Source organism: Pedobacter sp. KACC 23697 (genome assembly GCF_045348445.1).
Lineage (GTDB): Bacteria > Bacteroidota > Bacteroidia > Sphingobacteriales > Sphingobacteriaceae > Pedobacter.
This window is the reverse complement of record NZ_CP157485.1, coordinates 3,206,803-3,224,143: the sequence shown is the minus strand read 5'-3', so window position 1 is coordinate 3,224,143 and position 17,341 is coordinate 3,206,803. Positions and strand designations below refer to the sequence as shown.

The following is a 17,341-nucleotide window of genomic DNA, read 5'->3' as shown; positions in this document are numbered from 1 at the left end:
CGCTCTCTTTTTTACCACAAAGTTCACAAAGAAAAGACACGAAGTACACAGAGTTAGGTGCCTAAAAAGGTTTAGGTACTTTGTGATACTTTGTGTAAAACTCAGTGCACTTGGTGGTTAAACAAATGGATGTTTTTTAGTCTTAGCATAAATTCTTTATAATGAATAACCTTGAAAATTTCCTTAAAATTACCATCTTTATGAATTATGACTGGTTTTTTTTCGGGTGCTTCTATTTTATCTTTTCTGGGCTGTTTGGCCTTAGGTACCCTGTATGCCTGGTTGCTTTATCGCGGTAACAAAAATCTGGATAAAAAACTTCAATATGGCCTAACGGCATTGCGTATTGTAGTGGTTTCCACCATTGCATGGTTCATATTTGCGCCACTCATTAAAACCTTAAATTATACCTTAGATAAGCCTGTAATTATTATCGGACAGGATAATTCACTATCAGTTGGTCAGGTTAAAGCGACTGGTTTCGACCAGAAACGATATGAACAGAACCTTGAAAAGTTACGGGATAAGCTGGCAGGCAAATATGAAGTAAAAGCGCTTCATTTTAGCGATCGGGTTGCTGATGGTTTCGACTTTAAAAACCAGGGGAAATCAACAGATGCCTCGGCATTTTTTCAGAAAATTAAAGACGAATATACCAACCGTAATGTTGGAGCAATCGTTTTGGCTACCGATGGGATTTTTAATCATGGCGGCAACCCATTGTACAGCGTTAATCAGATCAATGCACCAATTTACAGCATTGCCTTAGGCGATAGTATTCCTAAACGTGATGTGTTGATCTCCAATGTCAGTTATAATAACATTGTATACCTGGATGACGATTTTACTGTCGAAATTCAGGTTCAGGCCTTTCAAAGTGATGGAGAAAGTACTTCGTTAACAGTTAGCCAAAATGGTGCGAAGATAGAGCAGCAGAAAATATTGATTAATGGAAGTACGTTCAATAAAATAATCCCGGTTAAGATCCATGCTGGGAAAATTGGCGTTCAAAAGTATACCATTCAATTGGCAGCTTTACAAAACGAAATTACGACCAGAAACAATGTTCAGACCTTTTATGTAGAGGTGATTGATGGCAGGCAGAAAGTATTGCTTGCTGCCGCTGCTCCTCATCCCGATCTGGGCGTTTTAAAGGAGGCTATTTCGCTCAATAAACATTATGAAGCAAAACTCGCCCTTGCAGATGATTTAAAGGCAACAGATCCATCCAAATTCGATTTAATTGTATTGTATCAATTACCTGATGCGCAGAATATTTCTTCAGCTTTTTTAAAAAAAATAACCGGATTAAAGAAGCCTATCTGGTACATCCTCGGCGCGCAGAGCAATATCAATGCCTTTAACCAGATCCAGAATCAGGCAAATCTGAGTTCGGCCAACGGTTCTGTTCAGGAAGTTTATGCCGATTTTGCCAATGGTTTTACCAGTTTCAACCTGACTGATAATGATAAAAAGCAGTTTTCGTCTTTCGATCCCTTGCTCAGTCCTTTTGGCAGGCTAACGGTAAATGCAGGAGCAACTCCAGTATTTAACCAACGTATTGGCAAGGTGAGTACGCAGCAACCATTGCTGTTTTTTGCTCATGAAAACGGCTTAAAAACCGGGTATTTAATGGGAGAGGGGTTGTGGCGATGGAAACTTGCAGAGGCTGAAAATGAAGCACAGCAATCTGTTTTAAATGATCTGATTTCAAAAACTGTTCAATACCTTTCAGTTAAAGATGATAAACGCAGGTTTAAAGTGTTTACGGCTAAAGCAGCTTATGATGAAAATGAAAGTATCCAGTTTAACGGTACTCTTTATAATGACAGTTACCAGGCAGTTAATGAACCGGAGGTGAATCTGCGGGTTAAAAATGAAGCTGGAAAAGTATTTAATTATATCTTCTCTAAAACAGAAACAGGTTATCAGTTAGATGCCGGAACAATGCCTGCCGGTAATTATTCGTATGTGGCCAATACTGAACTGGGCGGAAAGAAATACACGGCTTCCGGGAATTTCTATGTAAATGCGCTAATGGCAGAATACCAGCAAACAACAGCCAATCACCAGCTTTTAAATACGATCTCTAAACAAAGCAATGGTAAGTTATTTATGCCTGAAGAGCTGCTTAAAATAGCCGATGAAATCCTGAAAAATGAAAATATCAAAACCATCAGCTACGAAGACCGAAAGTATGATGAGTTGATCAATATGAAGTGGCTGTTTGGCTTAATCATGATCTTGCTTGGAACAGAGTGGTTTTTACGGAAAAGGAACGGTGAGCTTTAGTTGATGAAGATGGATGATGTGCCAATTTACCCCATCTTCCATCATCCCTCTTCCATTTTACTTTCCTAATGCCATTCATCCCGGTAAACAAACTTGGGCATGTGCCATTCGAAACGGATCGAGAGCAGTCTCAAAGCTAATCCAACTACAGCAGCTGAAATGGTTGCCAGCATTTCGGATCCATGAAAATGTTCTATGCCGATATAAACTGCACCTGTAACAATAGCTGCACTCGCATAAATTTCTTTTCTAAAAAGAAATGGTACCTCATTACAGAGCACATCGCGGAGTACGCCGCCTGCACAACCGGTAATCATTCCGCTAAAAAGTACAATTAAATAAGGCAAATGAATCTGTTGGGCTACCTGACAACCAATAATGGTGAATACGACCAAACCCAAGGCATCAAGATAAAGAAAAAGCTTTTTTAGTTTGGTCATGATCGAGGCAATAAATGCAGCGAGTAAGGCGGCTGCCGCGGTAATCACTAAATATTCCGGATGTTCTACCCAGCTCATTGGATAATGGCCAAATAATACATTTCTAACCGTGCCGCCACCTAGTGCTGTAACCCAGGCAATAATACAAACACCTACCCAATCCATATCACGTCTGCCTGCAGAAAGTGCAGCAGTCATGGCTTCAGCTGTTATGGCGATAATGTAAAGGATGTGGAGCATGAGATGGTTAACTGTTTGAAGTGCTTAATCGGTTAACTGATAGATGGGTTGTTTGATGGTTTGATGGTTCAACCGCTAGGTGACTCCAAACGCTCAACACAAAACTCCAGACTAATCTTTCTTTTCTTCCTGAATGATTACAAAAACATCTTCATTGTCTTTCTTCATGAAGTATTTTTCGCGGGCAAATTTCTCAGCCGTATTCAGATTGGTATTTAGCTCGTTTAAATCTTTTTTAACCTGAGCGGTTTCTTTCTCGAAATATTCTTTTTCTTCCTGCAGTTTATTGGCCTGACTGCGGTATTCGTATTGCGACATCATATCGTTTTTGTCGAAAAACAGCATCCACATCGCAAAAGCAACCGTTGCAAGGAAATATTTATTGCGGAAAAGATCTATTAAACGTTTCATATCCTGATATGAGATTTTTGCTGTTAGATTTGAGAAAATCCCCATCCAATAAGCAAATATAGTATAAAAATAAAAACATCCGAAGATTTAAAATCTCCGGATGTTTTACAAATCAGTTTTTCAACTTGTTAACAATAAATTGGATTGTCATGTTGAGCCAGTCAAATCATCTATCGAAAAATTCTTTGACAAGCTCAGAATGACACTCAACATAAGAACTATTTCTTAGCGTATTTGAATTTTGAACCGATGAAACGTGCGTTTTCACCCAATTCTTCTTCAATACGTAATAATTGATTGTATTTTGCAATCCTGTCTGAACGTGATGCAGAACCGGTTTTAATCTGTCCGCAGTTTAACGCTACAGCCAAATCAGCAATGGTAACATCTTCAGTTTCGCCAGAACGGTGACTCATTACCGAAGTATAACCACTGTTTTGCGCTAAAGTAACTGCATTGATGGTTTCCGTTAAAGAACCGATCTGGTTTACTTTTACCAGGATTGAGTTAGCCGTATCTTCATCGATACCACGTTGCAAGCGGGTTACATTGGTTACAAATAAATCGTCACCAACCAATTGAACATGGTCACCAATTTTATCGGTTAAGCTTTTCCAGCCCGTCCAGTCGTTTTCGTCCATACCATCTTCGATAGAGATAATCGGATATTTTGCAGAAAGATCAGCTAAATATTGTGCCTGCTCTTCACTAGAACGAATTACACCGGTAGCACCTTCAAATTTGGTATAGTCATATTTACCATCTTTATAGAACTCAGATGAAGCACAGTCTAAAGCTAAACAGATCTGCAAACCTGGTTGGTAACCAGCAGTTTCGATTGCTTTTAATACCGTTTCAATCGCATCTTCAGTACCATCAAAAGTTGGTGCAAAACCACCTTCGTCACCTACAGCAGTAGATAAACCTCTGTCGTGAAGGATTTTTTTCAAGCTATGGAAAACTTCAGTTCCCCAACGTAATGCCTCAGAGAAAGAAGGCGCACCAACAGGCATAATCATAAACTCCTGGAATGCAATAGGGGCATCAGAATGAGAACCGCCATTGATGATGTTCATCATCGGGATAGGTAAAGTGTTTGCATTTACACCGCCAATGTAACGGTATAACGGCTGGCCAATTTCATCAGCAGCAGCCTTTGCAACAGCTAAAGAAACACCTAAAATAGCATTGGCGCCTAAGTTACCTTTGTTTTCGGTACCATCAAGTGCTAACATAAGTTTGTCAATTGCGTTTTGTTCAAAAACATCAATACCTCTTAATGCATCAGCAATTTTGGTATTTACATTTTCTACTGCTTTTAAAACACCTTTTCCTAAATATGTAGATTTATCTCCATCGCGTAATTCAACAGCTTCATATTGTCCGGTAGATGCACCGCTTGGTACAGCAGCACGGCCAAATGCACCTGCCTCTGTTACTACTTCTACTTCTACTGTTGGATTTCCTCTTGAATCAAGGATTTGTCTCGCATGGACATTAACAATTATGCTCATTTTTATTTTAATTTTTTATTGATTTCTTAACCTGCTTAGTGTACAAAGTACAATTACTAAGCCCAACATCAAAGTTAGTATATTTTTTAAATAAATAAAGCGTTTTGAGGCTTAATGTTACGATAATTGGTTGAGTTAATAGATGGTTAATTTTAAGTTAATGTTGGTCGTCAAATTCATAATCCTTATAGCACGAACCATTATACTTTTTTGAAAAGCAATTGCAGTATTGCTTCGGTTGGGGTTGACCCCGCTTTTCATTACAAGTCCTCTCCCGATTGAAAAAATCGGGATGCGGGCTTTCCATTTCAATCGGGTTTAAATTACTTGGGTTCGGTAATTTATAGGGTAATATGCCTGAAGATACCGTCATCTCGATCCGATAGCTACCGGATGGAACGCAATGGAATGGAGCGATCTATCTAGGCAGATTTAGCTTCGCTGAGCACTTCGTGGTTCTAGGCTGCGTTACACCCGATTGCTATCGGGTCTGCTCGAAATGACGGCATGGCGGGGTTAATTATTCTTTATTTTTTAGCTTCAGCCAGAAGTTCTGAATTCAGACGTACATACTCATCAACCTTTTGAGCTTTAGCTGCATCAATACCTTGCTGCGCCGTAACTGCTGCACCTGCTTTGTCGCCCATTTTTAATTGGATACGACCTTTCCAGAGTTTAAACCAGGGTGCCTTTGGATCTGATTTTTCTGCTTCTGTCATCCATGCTAAAGCCTGTTTTAAATCTTTTCCATGTTGAAAATAATATTGTGCTGCCGCAAAATAGGGCTTCTTTTCACCTTTCATGGCTTCAGCAATATTGGCCATCACTTTTTCATCAATAGCAGTGGTAATATTAATGGCATAGGCACTGTTCTCCCACATCATGTTTAAAGTTGCTGAGGTTTCGCCAACTGCCGAGAATTGCAGGGTTAGCGTTTCTACTTTATCCTTTAAAGCGATCGTTTTTACTTTTACACGCAATACATCATCACTTTCCTTATATTCATACGCACCCCATTGATCGGCAATTTTGTTAAAAATAACAGTCCATTCGTTTTTGCCAGGAATACTGAACAGGCCGTATTCTCCTGCTGGTAAATCTTTGCCTTCAATTTTAACGTCATCTGTAAATTTAATCCGGGTAGCTGCATTTGCACCGTTTCGCCAAACTACACCCATTGGTTCCATTCCACCAAAAATTTTGCGTCCTTTTACGTTCGGACGTGAGTATGTTAACTTTATTTTGCCTAATCCAAAATCCTGTATGATGGTTTGGCCACTACTTGGTTGCGGGAATTTGACTTCCTGGGCATTTGCTAAATTTGCCGCACCCAATAGTGCTACAAACAGCATTAAAGATCTGATCGATAATTTCATTGCTTTGTTGTTTTTGGTTTGTGCGAATTTACGCAATAAGCTGCGGGTTTAACAAAAATTTTGATGACGCCTTTACCCAAGTTGATTTTTTCTGAAACCAAAAATCAGTTCATCAAAATATTCACCATTTTTAAAAATAGTACCCTTTAATTCCGCTTCGAAGATAAAGCCAGATTTCTTTAAAACCCTTTGTGAAGCGAGGTTAGTATGTGTTGTCCGGGCGAAAATTCTCTCGATATCAAAGGTGTCAAAACCATATGCAAGCATTTCCTTAATCGCATGCGCAACTATACCTTTACCCCAATGTTCTTCACCAATCCAGTAACCCATTTCTGCACTTTTGCTGTAAATGTCTGCGAGTTGATGCACGCCGATCGATCCGATAACTTCATCGTTTAACACAATAGCCTTGATCTGCAGGGGATCGTGACTCAAAGCCAGTTGAATAAAAGCCTCGCCATCTTTTTTTTCGTAGGGGAAAGGGAATTTATTGGTCAGGTATTTAGATATCTTGAAATTATTGGCGTGTTTAACCAGATCATATACATCAGTTGATTGAAAAGGTCGTAAAATGAGTGACATGGTTTAGATTAGAATCTGCCGAATGTAAAGCTAAATATTGGCAAAAATAAAATTTAAGCGCTTTAATTCTGTTTTAATCTGGTTCATGCCAATTAAACCACCCGACATACCGCTTGACTGCTGAAAAACATTCACGGTAAGTTCGTTTTCTTCGCCGGGCATCATGGTTACGCTGAATTTATAGTAGGTGGCAAATGCACCCAATAAGAGTCGTTTGGTGCGGCTACCTTTTTCTAAAATTAAATTCCCAAATTGTTGATCAATAACTTTATAGCCCTGTAATTCAAATAACTCGGTAATCTTTTTAGTCATTTCCTCCATAGAAATATCTTTATACAGGTTCGAAATCAATCCATCAACCGTTTGCAGGTTTTTCACAAAAAAAGTCATATTATTTAATAACAGTGTTTATTTTAATTCATCCAACACCTTAAACAATTTTTTGTTAATACTGTTTCCGCTATAATTATTGATATTGATCACGACCACATACTTGTTCCCTGCAACATCAGTGTGGTAACCTGCAAATGCCGAAACATCGTTAATGGTGCCACTTTTAATTTTCATGCCATTGTATTCTGGCAGGGCTTTGTAATAATCAGGAAACCAGTTTTCTTTTTGGATCTGGAAAAGTATATTGGCCATTGCCGAAGTTGTAATCCGATCGCCCGGGGAAAGTCCGCTGCCATCAATGATATTGAGTGCCGTTTTGTCTAAACCCTTACCGGCCCAGAAATTGATCTCGGTTTCTGCACCTTTACTTGTTGTAGCCTCTTTACCCATTTTGAGTGCAATGGTTTTCAAAAGTGATTCGCCATATAAATTGATGCTTTTCTTTAAAAACCAATAGGTCATCTCGCTTAAACTTGGCGAACTGATGGTGGTTATTTTCTGTGTAATAGAAGGAATAACCTGATTGTTCAAAGTCATTAACCTTGCTGTTGTGGCCTGCTGACCGGTAGAAATTCCCAGCCTCTTCAATGTATCCTGCAAACGGTAAGCACAATCAAAAGCAGGGTCGGGGAGGGCTACTGAAATACCCGTTTTGGAAATGCCCATTCCCCAGCTTCCTCTGAGGTAAGCCGTATTGCTGTATGGCGGAAAAAAAGCATAAGCACGGTCACCCGAACCCGGACTTCCGGTTTTAAGTTCATTTACAATTTGTACATACGGTGTTACAGGAACTGTTTTTACAACTTTTACTTCGTCTGCTGTGCTGTTTCCGGGTTTTAGATGGATGTCGAACTGATTTTCACGCCAGGCTAAACCGGAAGTTCCCGCGCCATAATAATTGCCGATATCCTGCCAAACCCAACCTTCTGGTGTTGTTTGCGTGCCAAAAATACGGTCATCGCCAACTACAGTACCTTCAATTTTTTTGATGCCTGCAGCTTTTATGGCCGTAACCCAGTTGGTTAAAACAGTATTTTCTTTGTTCTGATAACGCCAGGAACCCAGTGTTGGATCGCCGCTACCCATGATCATTAAATTTCCTTTTAAGATTCCATCAGTAGTAATTGTTCCCGTATAAGCCAGTGTGGTTTGATATCGAAAATCTTTTCCCAATATACTGAATGCTGTGGCGGCGGTAATGGTTTTTAAGGTGGAAGCGGTAGCCAAACCAACCTGCTCATTTTTGGCATAAAGCATTTTACCGGTATTGGCATCTAAAACGCAAAGCGATACAGTGGCATGTTTAGCTTGCTCGTCGTTCAGTAGATTATTAAATGCTTTTTCTAAATTTTGAATCCTGTTCTGTGCAAAGCTTTGTGTAAAAGAGAGAGACAGAAGGATGGAAAGGAGTTTGAAAAATTTCATTTGTGATGCAATGGGAATTACTAAATTATATATAATTCGGTGATTATAATCTCTTTTTTATATATAATTTAGTGATTACGATCCCTTTTTTATTGTTTTTCGCGTTTAGCCATTAAACAGCTTATTTCGCTTTATTTCTTTTCCCTGCCTTAATTTTATTGCATGATAAAGGGTAGGCACATCATTCGTCCATTTTTTGAGGGTGATAACGATGGCCAGTATTTCTAAGCGGGTGACAAGACCAAGCCAAAAGCAAATTTCAAAGAGCACAAAAGATTCGCAATGTACCATAATTTCGACCAGGGAAGCGAATATGGTTATCGTCCAGATTTTAGCACCAATAGAATGTGTGGCTATTTCTTTTTTAAATTTGATATAACTTAAAACATAAGTTGAAGCCTCAAAAGCACCAAGGATAATTAATTTGATGAGATTGGTTTTAAAGAAATCCGGACATTGGATATAGGTAGCAACTGCTACAGAAATAAAAAATACCTGATCTATACTGGAGTCCAAGCGTCTTAATTTTTCAGATGAGATATTGAGCTTGCGTGCAATAATGCCATCAAATACATCGGTTAACAAACCCACGGATAATAAGTTGATGGCTAAAAAGGAATAGTGGTTAACATGGAAAACGCTTAAAAGAATAATTCCAAAACCGATAAGTAGTCTGGAGAATATTAAGGCAATTGGAATGTGTTTCATTGTTGGAGCGCATAAAAAAGCCCCGAATAAATCGAGGCTTTTCTTAAGTTATTTATTGATTAAACCAGTTCTTTTTGAACCAGGTACTCGGCAATTTGAACGGCATTGGTTGCTGCACCTTTACGTAAGTTATCGGCAACGATCCAAAGGTTTAATGCTTTTGGTGCCGATTCATCTCTACGGATACGGCCTACAAAAACTTCATCTTTTTCATGTGCGTCTTTTGGCATCGGGTATTTTAGGTTGGCCACATCATCCACAACGATTACGCCTGGGGCTTTTTCTAAAATGCTACGTACTTCGGCTAAATCGAAATCATTTTCGAACTCGATATTTACCGATTCTGAGTGACCGCCCATCACCGGGATACGAACTGTGGTAGCAGTAACTTTAATGTTATTATCGCTCATGATTTTGTTCGTTTCCTTCACCATTTTCATTTCTTCCTTGGTGTATCCGTTCTCGGTGAAAACATCAATATGCGGAAGAACATTCAGGTCGATTTCGTATGGATAAGCTTTAGGACCATCAATGCCTTTGCGTTCGTTCATTAACTGCTCAACCGCTTTAACCCCTGTACCGGTAACAGATTGATAGGTAGATACGATTACACGTTTAATTTTGTATTTATCGTGCAAAGGTTTTAAAACGACCACCATTTGAATGGTAGAGCAGTTTGGGTTAGCAATGATTTTGTTATCGATAGAAAGTTCGTGTGCATTAACCTCCGGTACAATTAATTTAATTGCAGGATCCATTCTCCATGCCGAAGAGTTATCAATAACAGTCGTTCCGGCTTCTTTAAAACGTGGGGCATGCTCCAAAGAAGTATTTCCACCTGCTGAAAACAAAGCGATATCCGGTTTCATGCTGATTGCAGTATCCATGCTAACAATTGGGAACTTCTTACCCTTAAAAGTAATTTCCTTACCAACACTCTTTTCTGATGCTACGGGAATTAACTCTGTTAAAGGGAAATTTCTTTCCTCCAATACTTTTAACATGACAGTGCCGACCAACCCGGTGGCACCTACTACTGCTACTTTCATTTTGATTTTTGTTATATTATTAATTATTTGATATGAGCTCAAATATGCTAAAAATTAAGCTGATATCCCTATTGTTGCCAATTAAATTTGTTTTTAATGTTTGAAATTTTTGGTTTTCAATAGAAAATATGGTTAAGAATAAAGCGTGAATTCGATTTAGTGATGCTTGATAGATCGTCATTCGCGCGCAGGCGGGAATCTTAATGCAAAAGGCTTTAAGATTCCCAATCGGATTGGGAATGACGATTCCTCGCAGTTTTTAATTCACTAAAATTTATTTATGAAATAAATTTTTTTTCATCGGTTGCAGGCTAAAAGATTTATAGGCATAGCAATTAAAAAGTATTGCCGTTCTATCAGGTTTAATTAACCTAAGTCATCTCCCTTCTCACTTGGAAGAGATTTTTAGTAAGAGAGGGTCTGCGTTAGGGATTGGAAGGGTTTAGTGCCGATATTATCATCGGCACCGGAGCGAAGCGGAGCCCTGCAAAGACCGATCCTTTCCCGATTTTTTATCGGGATTGGGAAACGCCCATACCAGTTTGCAACATGCAGTTTACAGCCAGAATCGTTTTTTATAAACCCCACATGTTTTCAAAACTGTGGGGTTTAGATAAGTTTAAATCAAACTGGCTTTGATATAATCGCAGCTGGTTTTGATCGAGCCGATCGGATCGGGTTTGTAATTGGTTTCGTGCTCTACAAAGAAATGCTGCATGCCTGAAAGTTTTGCCTGAGCAAAAATCGGTATGAAATCTATAGAACCGGTACCTACTTCTGCATTTAAGGCCGGGTTAGTTTTATCCATATCTTTAACATGCCACATCGGGAAACGGCCCGGATATTTTTTAAACAAAGCCAAAGGATCGTTACCTGAACGGACCACCCAATATAGATCCATTTCAAAGTTGACCAGGTTTTTATCGGTTTCGCTTAAATAAATGTCATAACCGGTAGTATCTCCCAATTTCTTAAATTCGAAATCGTGGTTGTGGTAAGCAAACTTTAAGCCCGATGCCTTGGCCATTTCGGCCACTTTATTAAAATCATCTGCTGTTTTCTTAAAGCCATCTACACCTTTGCTCATATCAACATGGGCACCGGCAATGGTAAAATATTTACCACCAATTGCAGCTGATGATTCAATGTCGGCTTTTAATCTATCGGTATTCCCTGTTTTTACAAAATCATCCATGTGGTAATGACCACTTGGTGCTTTTAAGCCATTTGCATCAAGTAAGGATTTAAATTCTTTAGGCGTTAGGCCCCAGAATTTTCCATTGGCAAAACCATAAGTTTCAACTTCTTTGTATCCGGCTTTTGCTACTTTTTCGATAACGCCTTTTACATCTTTTGGCAATTCATCGCGTAGGGTATACAATTGCAGACCAACACTTTTGCTTACTTTATCAAAGGCAAATGATGGAATTAATAATGCTGCTCCGGCCGCTAATCCTGCCTGCTTTAGGAATGTTCTTCTTGAATGCATCTCTTAAATTAAATGATCTCTTTTTTAATATAGGCACAGCTTGCAGCAACAGATGCCATCGGATTTGGTTTGTAGTTGGTTTCGTGTTCTACAAAGAAATGTTTCATGCCCGAAAGTTTGGCTTGTGCAAAAATCGGTTTAAAATTTATAGAACCGGTGCCTACTTCAGCATTTAATGCCGGGTTGGCTTTATCCATATCTTTAACATGCCACATGGTAAAACGGCCTGGATTTTCTTTAAACAGTTTTAAAGGATCGTTTCCTGAACGTACCACCCAATACAGATCGAGTTCGAAATCAACCAATTTTTTATCTGTTCCTTTTAACAGGATTTCGTAACCGGTAGTATCACCTTGTTTATCGAATTCAAAATTGTGGTTGTGGTAAGCCAAACGGATACCTGCTGCCTTGCACATTTTTCCGGCTTCATTAATCCTGGCTGCAATTTTTTTATAATCATCGGCATTTTTTCTGATGCCCGAATCTAACCAGGGGATGGTTACATATTCGCTCTTCAGTATTTTTGCTGCTGCAATTGCCGCTTTTAATTCGGTGGTATTGCCATCACTTAAATAAGTGCCTAAGCCGTAATGCCCGCTTGGTGCTTTTAAACCATGAGCATCCAACAATGCTTTAAATTCTTTGGGTGTTAAACCCCAAAACTGATCTTTTATCGAAAAACCGTAAGTTTCAACTTCTTTAAAGCCTGCTTTGGCAATTTTTGCGATCGTTCCTTTTACATCTTTTGGCAACTCATCTCTTAAAGAATATAGTTGGAGGCCAACAACTCTTTTAGTGTCTGCTGCAAAAACAAATGACGGAACGAGAAGTGCCGATGCTGCAGCCACGCTGCTGTTGATTAGAAAATTTCTTCTTGATATCATAATGTAGATTAAATATCGCAAATTGATACCGCCTTTTTCAATGACGCTATTTTATCTGCTTGTTTAGGTATAAATTCTTGTGCAACGTAACCTTTAAAGCCGGTTTCGGCAATGGCTTTCATTATGGCAGGGTAATACAACTCCTGTGTATCGTCTATTTCATTACGGCCCGGTACGCCAGCGGTGTGATAATGGGCAATGTATTGGTGGTACTGCCTGATGTTACTGATCACATCACCCTCATCAATTTGCATATGATAAATATCATATAACAATTTGAAGTTTTCAGATTCTAAGCGTTTACAAAGCTCTGCCCCCCACGATGTTCTATCGCATTGATAATCTTTATGGTTTACTTTGCTGTTTAGCAATTCCATTACCAATACCACGTTATGCTTTTCAGCTAGTGGCATTAACTGTTTTAATCCTTTAACACAATTATTCCAACCGGTTTCATCATCTTTACCGCGACGGTTTCCACTAAAGCAGATCAGATTTTTATAACCGGCTTCGGCCACAATCGGAATCATTTTGGTATAATTTTGAATTAACTTTTCGTGGAATTTTTCGTCGTTAAAACCATCTACCAAATTAATTTCAGCACCATTGCACATGGTCGATTCTAAGCCATGTTTTTTTAAGGTAGGCCAATCTTTCGGACCCACCAGATCAATTCCTTTGATCCCTATTTTTTTTGCTTCAATGCAAAGTGCGTCTACATCAAAACTACTAAAACACCAGCGGCATACGGCATGGTTGATATTTCCTTTTAGCCTTAACGGCTGATCTGATTCTGGTTTATCCATTGCTAGTGCTGAAAATCCTGAAGAAACACCAATTGCAGCAGTTCCTGCGATGATGTTCTTTAAAGCATTTCTTCTATTTACGTTTGAGGCCATGTTAAATTGCTTTAGCTTCAATTTCAGATTTAGTTTTATCATTGAACAGCAGGGCGAATAATAAGAAAACGGCAGCTGCAATTCCTGCTGGTATAATCCAAACCATTTTCCAATCAGTTACATCCCCGGTTTTATACATGTCTGTAATTAATCCTGCCACTTTAAACCCGATCAGCATACCAACGCCATAGGTGGCTAGGGTAATAATGCCCTGAGCTGCACTTTTAAATTTTTCTCCCGCTTTTGAGTTGGTGTAAATCTGGCCGGAAACGAAAAAGAAATCGTAACAAACACCGTGAAGAGCAATACCTATAATCAGCATAAAACTTAAACTGCCGGCATTGCCATAAGCAAAAAGAATATAGCGTACTGCCCAGGCCAACATACCAACTATAATGGTTTTCTTAAAGCCGTATTTTGAAAAGAACACAGGAATAGCCAGTAAAAATAATGCTTCGGAAACCTGACCAATGGCCATTTTACCTGTTGGGTTAGAAACTTTGATGTCTGCCAGGAAAAGACCTGCATTTTGATAATAAAATGCCAATGGGATACAGATCAGGATGGAAGAAATGAAAAAAACTGCAAAGTTTTTGTCTTTTAATAATTTCAATGCATCTAAACCTAAAATGTCACTTAATTTTATTTTTTCATCTTTAGCAACTTTTGGAGGGGTTGCAGGCAAAGTGAAACTAAATAATCCCAGTACTAAAGAGGCGATACCAGCCATTAAAAACGTGCTTTTTAATAATCCTGCCTGAATTCCTTCCGGAGAGTCCCAATGGAAGGCAAAACTGATCAGCAAACCAGCAATGATCCAGCCGATTGTACCAAATACCCTGATGTTGGCAAACTCTTTTTCGGCATCTTTCATTTGATTAAAAGAAACAGAATTTACCAATGCAAGGGTTGGCATGAACAATATCATGTAAGCTAAAACGTAAGGATAGAAAACACTTACATCCGGCGCACTATACATCTGGTACATTAAAATAGCACCAATAATGTGGAGAACACCTAAAATTCTTTCGGCGTTAAAATATCTGTCGGCAATGAGGCCTATTATAAAAGGAGCAATAATAGCCCCCCAGGATTGGGTTGAAAATACAGAACCAATTTCAGAGTTGGTTGCTTTCAGGTTATTGTTTAAGAAAGCTCCTAAAGTTACAAACCACGCGCCCCAGATAAAAAATTCCAGGAACATCATGGCAGAAAGTTTAAAGCGAGTAGTGCTATTCATTTGGCTAGTCGTTATGTAAGATGGTTGAGGTAAGAGGGATGATGGAAACGTATCCCCGTAACTCATCTACAATTTTATAATATTTTAACTGGATTCGGTAAGAGGGATTTTGTAATTCACATTATACATTTTCCCTCTTACATTTTCCGTTTTTAAAGTTCTTTGATAGAGATGTTTTTGTACCAAACTTCGTCTCCGTGATCTTGCAAGGCGATTTTGCCGGTTTTAAAGGTTCCCCAGTTTTCCCAGGTGGCAAATTTGCTGCCGGCAACAATCTTTTTCCAGTTATCATCCCAAAGGGTAGTTTTTACGACCTCAACACCATTTAAAATTAAGGTCAGTTTACCTTTTTTGCTAATGATCTCTGCTTTGTTCCATTCGCCGACAGGTTTAACTGGCTCTGATGAACTTTTTACCAAATCATACAGATCGCCCGCACGGTGTTTTGTGATTTTTCCGTCAGGGTGGCCATCGTTATCGATTACCTGCATTTCTAAACCTGTTGAATAGGTAGCATGGTATTTAGGCTCTTCATGAACATAAAAAATCAGACCGCTATTTGCTTTAGGAGCTACTTTCCAGTCATACTTTAAGTGGAAATCGCCATACGCTTTATCTGTGACTAGATCGCCACCACCATCTTTACCTTTTTTAGCCAAATCTAAGTGCAATGCACCATCCTGAACCTGCCAGCCACTACCAACAGTAGTTTTGTTGTAAGTATGCCAGCCTGTTGTAGTCTTGCCATCAAAAAGTGGTTTAAAGCCCTTTTGTGCTTTTGATATTTGTGTAACTGCCAGTATGATACAAGCAGAAAGAAAGATTTTTTTCATTTTTTTTTGCGTAAAACCCCGCAGGTTTAAACCGGATTTTTTAACATTTAAAAAGCCTTATTGAAGACTTCATCGTTTCAAAACCTGCAGGGTTTGTAATAATTAAAGTGTTAAATTGTTCCAGCCTTTACGGTATTCGCGTTTTACAAACTGGTTTGCTTCATCAAAGTTGGTCACTTTCATATTATCGTTATCCCATAACATCTTCGTGTACCTGCCCGGATAAGTAATTTTATCATTTACCGTTTTCTGGATATCAAAACTTCTGATCGCCAGATTGGCCATCAATAAAGCTTCTGTTAACGGACCTGCAATTTCGAAAGGCGAACTTACTTCTTGTTTGCCATAACCGGCAATTGCAGCCTCAACCCATTGTTTGTAGTGTCCGTTTGCGCCATCTGGTACACGGGCATATTTTGGTGCAACTTTAATGTCTTTATTTTTACTTAAAGGCAATAGTTTAGGATTTGCACTATAGGTTTCGGCCATCATTTTACCTTTTGTTCCGATAAATAATGTACCATTACCACCATCACCAAAAGTTTCGTTTGCTTCTAATTCCTCCGGGCGTTCTGGCTGGATACCGCCATCCATCCAATGTAAAGTAACATCTCCTTTTGTTTTATTCGTTTTAGGGAATTTTAAGGTAACATGACTTGAAGGCGGGCAGCTTTCAGGGAAATAACCACGTTTAAATTCATCTACGTAAACAGAGCCCACACTTGCCTGAACTTCTTTGGCATATTTTAAATTTAATACGCTGAAAGGAGCCTCGATTAAGTGGCAGCCCATATCACCCAAAGCACCTGTTCCGTAATCCCACCAGCCACGCCAGTTAAAAGGAACCAATTTATCAACATAATCCTTTTCAGGAGCCGTTCCCAACCATAAATTCCAGTCTAATTCTTTAGGAATTTCTGCTTTTTTGTTTGGCCATGGAATACCTTGCGGCCATACCGGGCGGTTAGTCCAGGCATAAACCGTATGTACATCGCCGATTAAACCAGCTTCATACCATTCTTTCATTTGGCGTGGACCGTCGTTTGATGCACCCTGATTACCCATTTGCGTAACTACCTTATATTTTTTTGCTGCTGCGGTTAAGATCCGCGCTTCATAAATATCGTGTGTTAGGGGCTTTTGAACATAAACATGTTTGCCCAATTGCATGGCAGCCAAAGCCTGGATGGCATGGTTATGATCGGGAGTAGAAACAGAGACAGCATCGAAGTTTTTATGTTCTTTATCCAGCATCTCGCGCCAATCTTTATAATATTTGGCTTTAGGGAAAGCTTTTACACTATTGGCTGCACGGCGATCGTCTACATCACACAGAAAAGCAATATCTGCTTTTCCGCTTTTGTAAAACATGTCTAAATCGCTTTGGCCTTTTCCGCCAACCCCAATTCCGGCAACCAATAAACGATCGCTCGGTGCTAAATAACCTGTTCCGCCCAAAACATGGCGCGGAACGATCATAAAGGCTGCGGCAGCGATTGCCGATGTTTTAATAAAATCACGTCGGTTACTCGTGGTTTTATTTTCTTGCTCTGTTTTCATATTTAG

16 protein-coding genes are annotated in these 17,341 nt (G+C 39.2%); 1 reads left to right on the top strand and 15 read right to left on the bottom strand.

Annotated elements, in window-relative coordinates; translation table 11 throughout:
• Positions 1-207 precede the first annotated feature (207 nt).
• Positions 208-2,292: a hypothetical protein gene (locus tag ABEG20_RS12850; protein ID WP_406823736.1), complete on the top strand. Its 2,085-nt coding sequence runs from the start codon at positions 208-210 to the stop codon at positions 2,290-2,292.
• Between the two features lie 65 nt (positions 2,293-2,357).
• Here ABEG20_RS12850 and ABEG20_RS12845 read toward each other — a convergent pair whose 3' ends face one another.
• The 15 genes from ABEG20_RS12845 to ABEG20_RS12775 all read right to left on the bottom strand — a co-directional run bounded on the left by ABEG20_RS12845 (position 2,358) and on the right by ABEG20_RS12775 (position 17,335).
• The gene (locus tag ABEG20_RS12845) at positions 2,358-2,972 is read right to left on the bottom strand and encodes a trimeric intracellular cation channel family protein (protein ID WP_406823735.1); all 615 of its coding nucleotides are present in this window, start codon (positions 2,970-2,972) and stop codon (positions 2,358-2,360) included.
• A 111-nt stretch (positions 2,973-3,083) separates the two neighbouring features.
• On the bottom strand, positions 3,084-3,383 hold the full coding sequence (locus ABEG20_RS12840) for a septum formation initiator family protein (RefSeq protein ID WP_025145767.1): 300 nt from the start codon (positions 3,381-3,383) through the stop codon (positions 3,084-3,086).
• A 218-nt stretch (positions 3,384-3,601) separates the two neighbouring features.
• Positions 3,602-4,897 (bottom strand): phosphopyruvate hydratase, encoded by a 1,296-nt coding sequence (eno, locus tag ABEG20_RS12835; RefSeq protein ID WP_406823734.1) that lies wholly within the window; start codon positions 4,895-4,897, stop codon positions 3,602-3,604.
• A gap of 527 nt (positions 4,898-5,424) precedes the next feature.
• Complete coding sequence (locus ABEG20_RS12830) at positions 5,425-6,273, bottom strand: DUF2911 domain-containing protein (RefSeq protein WP_406823733.1); 849 nt, start codon at positions 6,271-6,273, stop codon at positions 5,425-5,427.
• A 72-nt stretch (positions 6,274-6,345) separates the two neighbouring features.
• Positions 6,346-6,855, bottom strand: a complete 510-nt coding sequence (locus ABEG20_RS12825) for a GNAT family N-acetyltransferase (RefSeq protein ID WP_406823732.1) — start codon at positions 6,853-6,855, stop codon at positions 6,346-6,348.
• A gap of 30 nt (positions 6,856-6,885) precedes the next feature.
• On the bottom strand, positions 6,886-7,245 hold the full coding sequence (locus ABEG20_RS12820) for a hypothetical protein (protein ID WP_406823731.1): 360 nt from the start codon (positions 7,243-7,245) through the stop codon (positions 6,886-6,888).
• 18 nt (positions 7,246-7,263) lie between these two features.
• Positions 7,264-8,673, bottom strand: coding sequence for a D-alanyl-D-alanine carboxypeptidase/D-alanyl-D-alanine-endopeptidase (gene dacB, locus ABEG20_RS12815; RefSeq protein WP_406823730.1), 1,410 nt, complete (start codon positions 8,671-8,673; stop codon positions 7,264-7,266).
• Between the two features lie 105 nt (positions 8,674-8,778).
• A complete protein-coding gene (locus ABEG20_RS12810; protein ID WP_406823729.1) occupies positions 8,779-9,381 on the bottom strand; it encodes a CDP-alcohol phosphatidyltransferase family protein in 603 nt (200 codons plus the stop codon).
• Between the two features lie 59 nt (positions 9,382-9,440).
• Positions 9,441-10,430, bottom strand: a complete 990-nt coding sequence (locus ABEG20_RS12805) for an aspartate-semialdehyde dehydrogenase (RefSeq protein ID WP_406823728.1) — start codon at positions 10,428-10,430, stop codon at positions 9,441-9,443.
• Positions 10,431-11,049: 619 nt separating this feature from the next.
• Positions 11,050-11,919, bottom strand: a complete 870-nt coding sequence (locus tag ABEG20_RS12800) for a sugar phosphate isomerase/epimerase family protein (protein WP_406823727.1) — start codon at positions 11,917-11,919, stop codon at positions 11,050-11,052.
• 8 nt (positions 11,920-11,927) lie between these two features.
• The gene (locus tag ABEG20_RS12795) at positions 11,928-12,803 is read right to left on the bottom strand and encodes a sugar phosphate isomerase/epimerase family protein (protein WP_406823726.1); all 876 of its coding nucleotides are present in this window, start codon (positions 12,801-12,803) and stop codon (positions 11,928-11,930) included.
• An 8-nt stretch (positions 12,804-12,811) separates the two neighbouring features.
• Positions 12,812-13,702 carry a hydroxypyruvate isomerase family protein gene (locus ABEG20_RS12790; RefSeq protein WP_406823725.1) on the bottom strand — a complete coding sequence of 297 codons (891 nt, stop codon included), beginning with the start codon at positions 13,700-13,702 and terminating at the stop codon, positions 12,812-12,814.
• A gap of 1 nt (position 13,703) precedes the next feature.
• The gene (locus tag ABEG20_RS12785; RefSeq protein ID WP_406823724.1) at positions 13,704-14,942 is read right to left on the bottom strand and encodes a nucleoside permease; all 1,239 of its coding nucleotides are present in this window, start codon (positions 14,940-14,942) and stop codon (positions 13,704-13,706) included.
• Between the two features lie 152 nt (positions 14,943-15,094).
• Positions 15,095-15,775 carry a DUF1080 domain-containing protein gene (locus ABEG20_RS12780; protein WP_406823723.1) on the bottom strand — a complete coding sequence of 227 codons (681 nt, stop codon included), beginning with the start codon at positions 15,773-15,775 and terminating at the stop codon, positions 15,095-15,097.
• Positions 15,776-15,877: 102 nt separating this feature from the next.
• A complete protein-coding gene (locus ABEG20_RS12775; RefSeq protein WP_406823722.1) occupies positions 15,878-17,335 on the bottom strand; it encodes a Gfo/Idh/MocA family protein in 1,458 nt (485 codons plus the stop codon).
• Positions 17,336-17,341 lie beyond the last annotated feature (6 nt).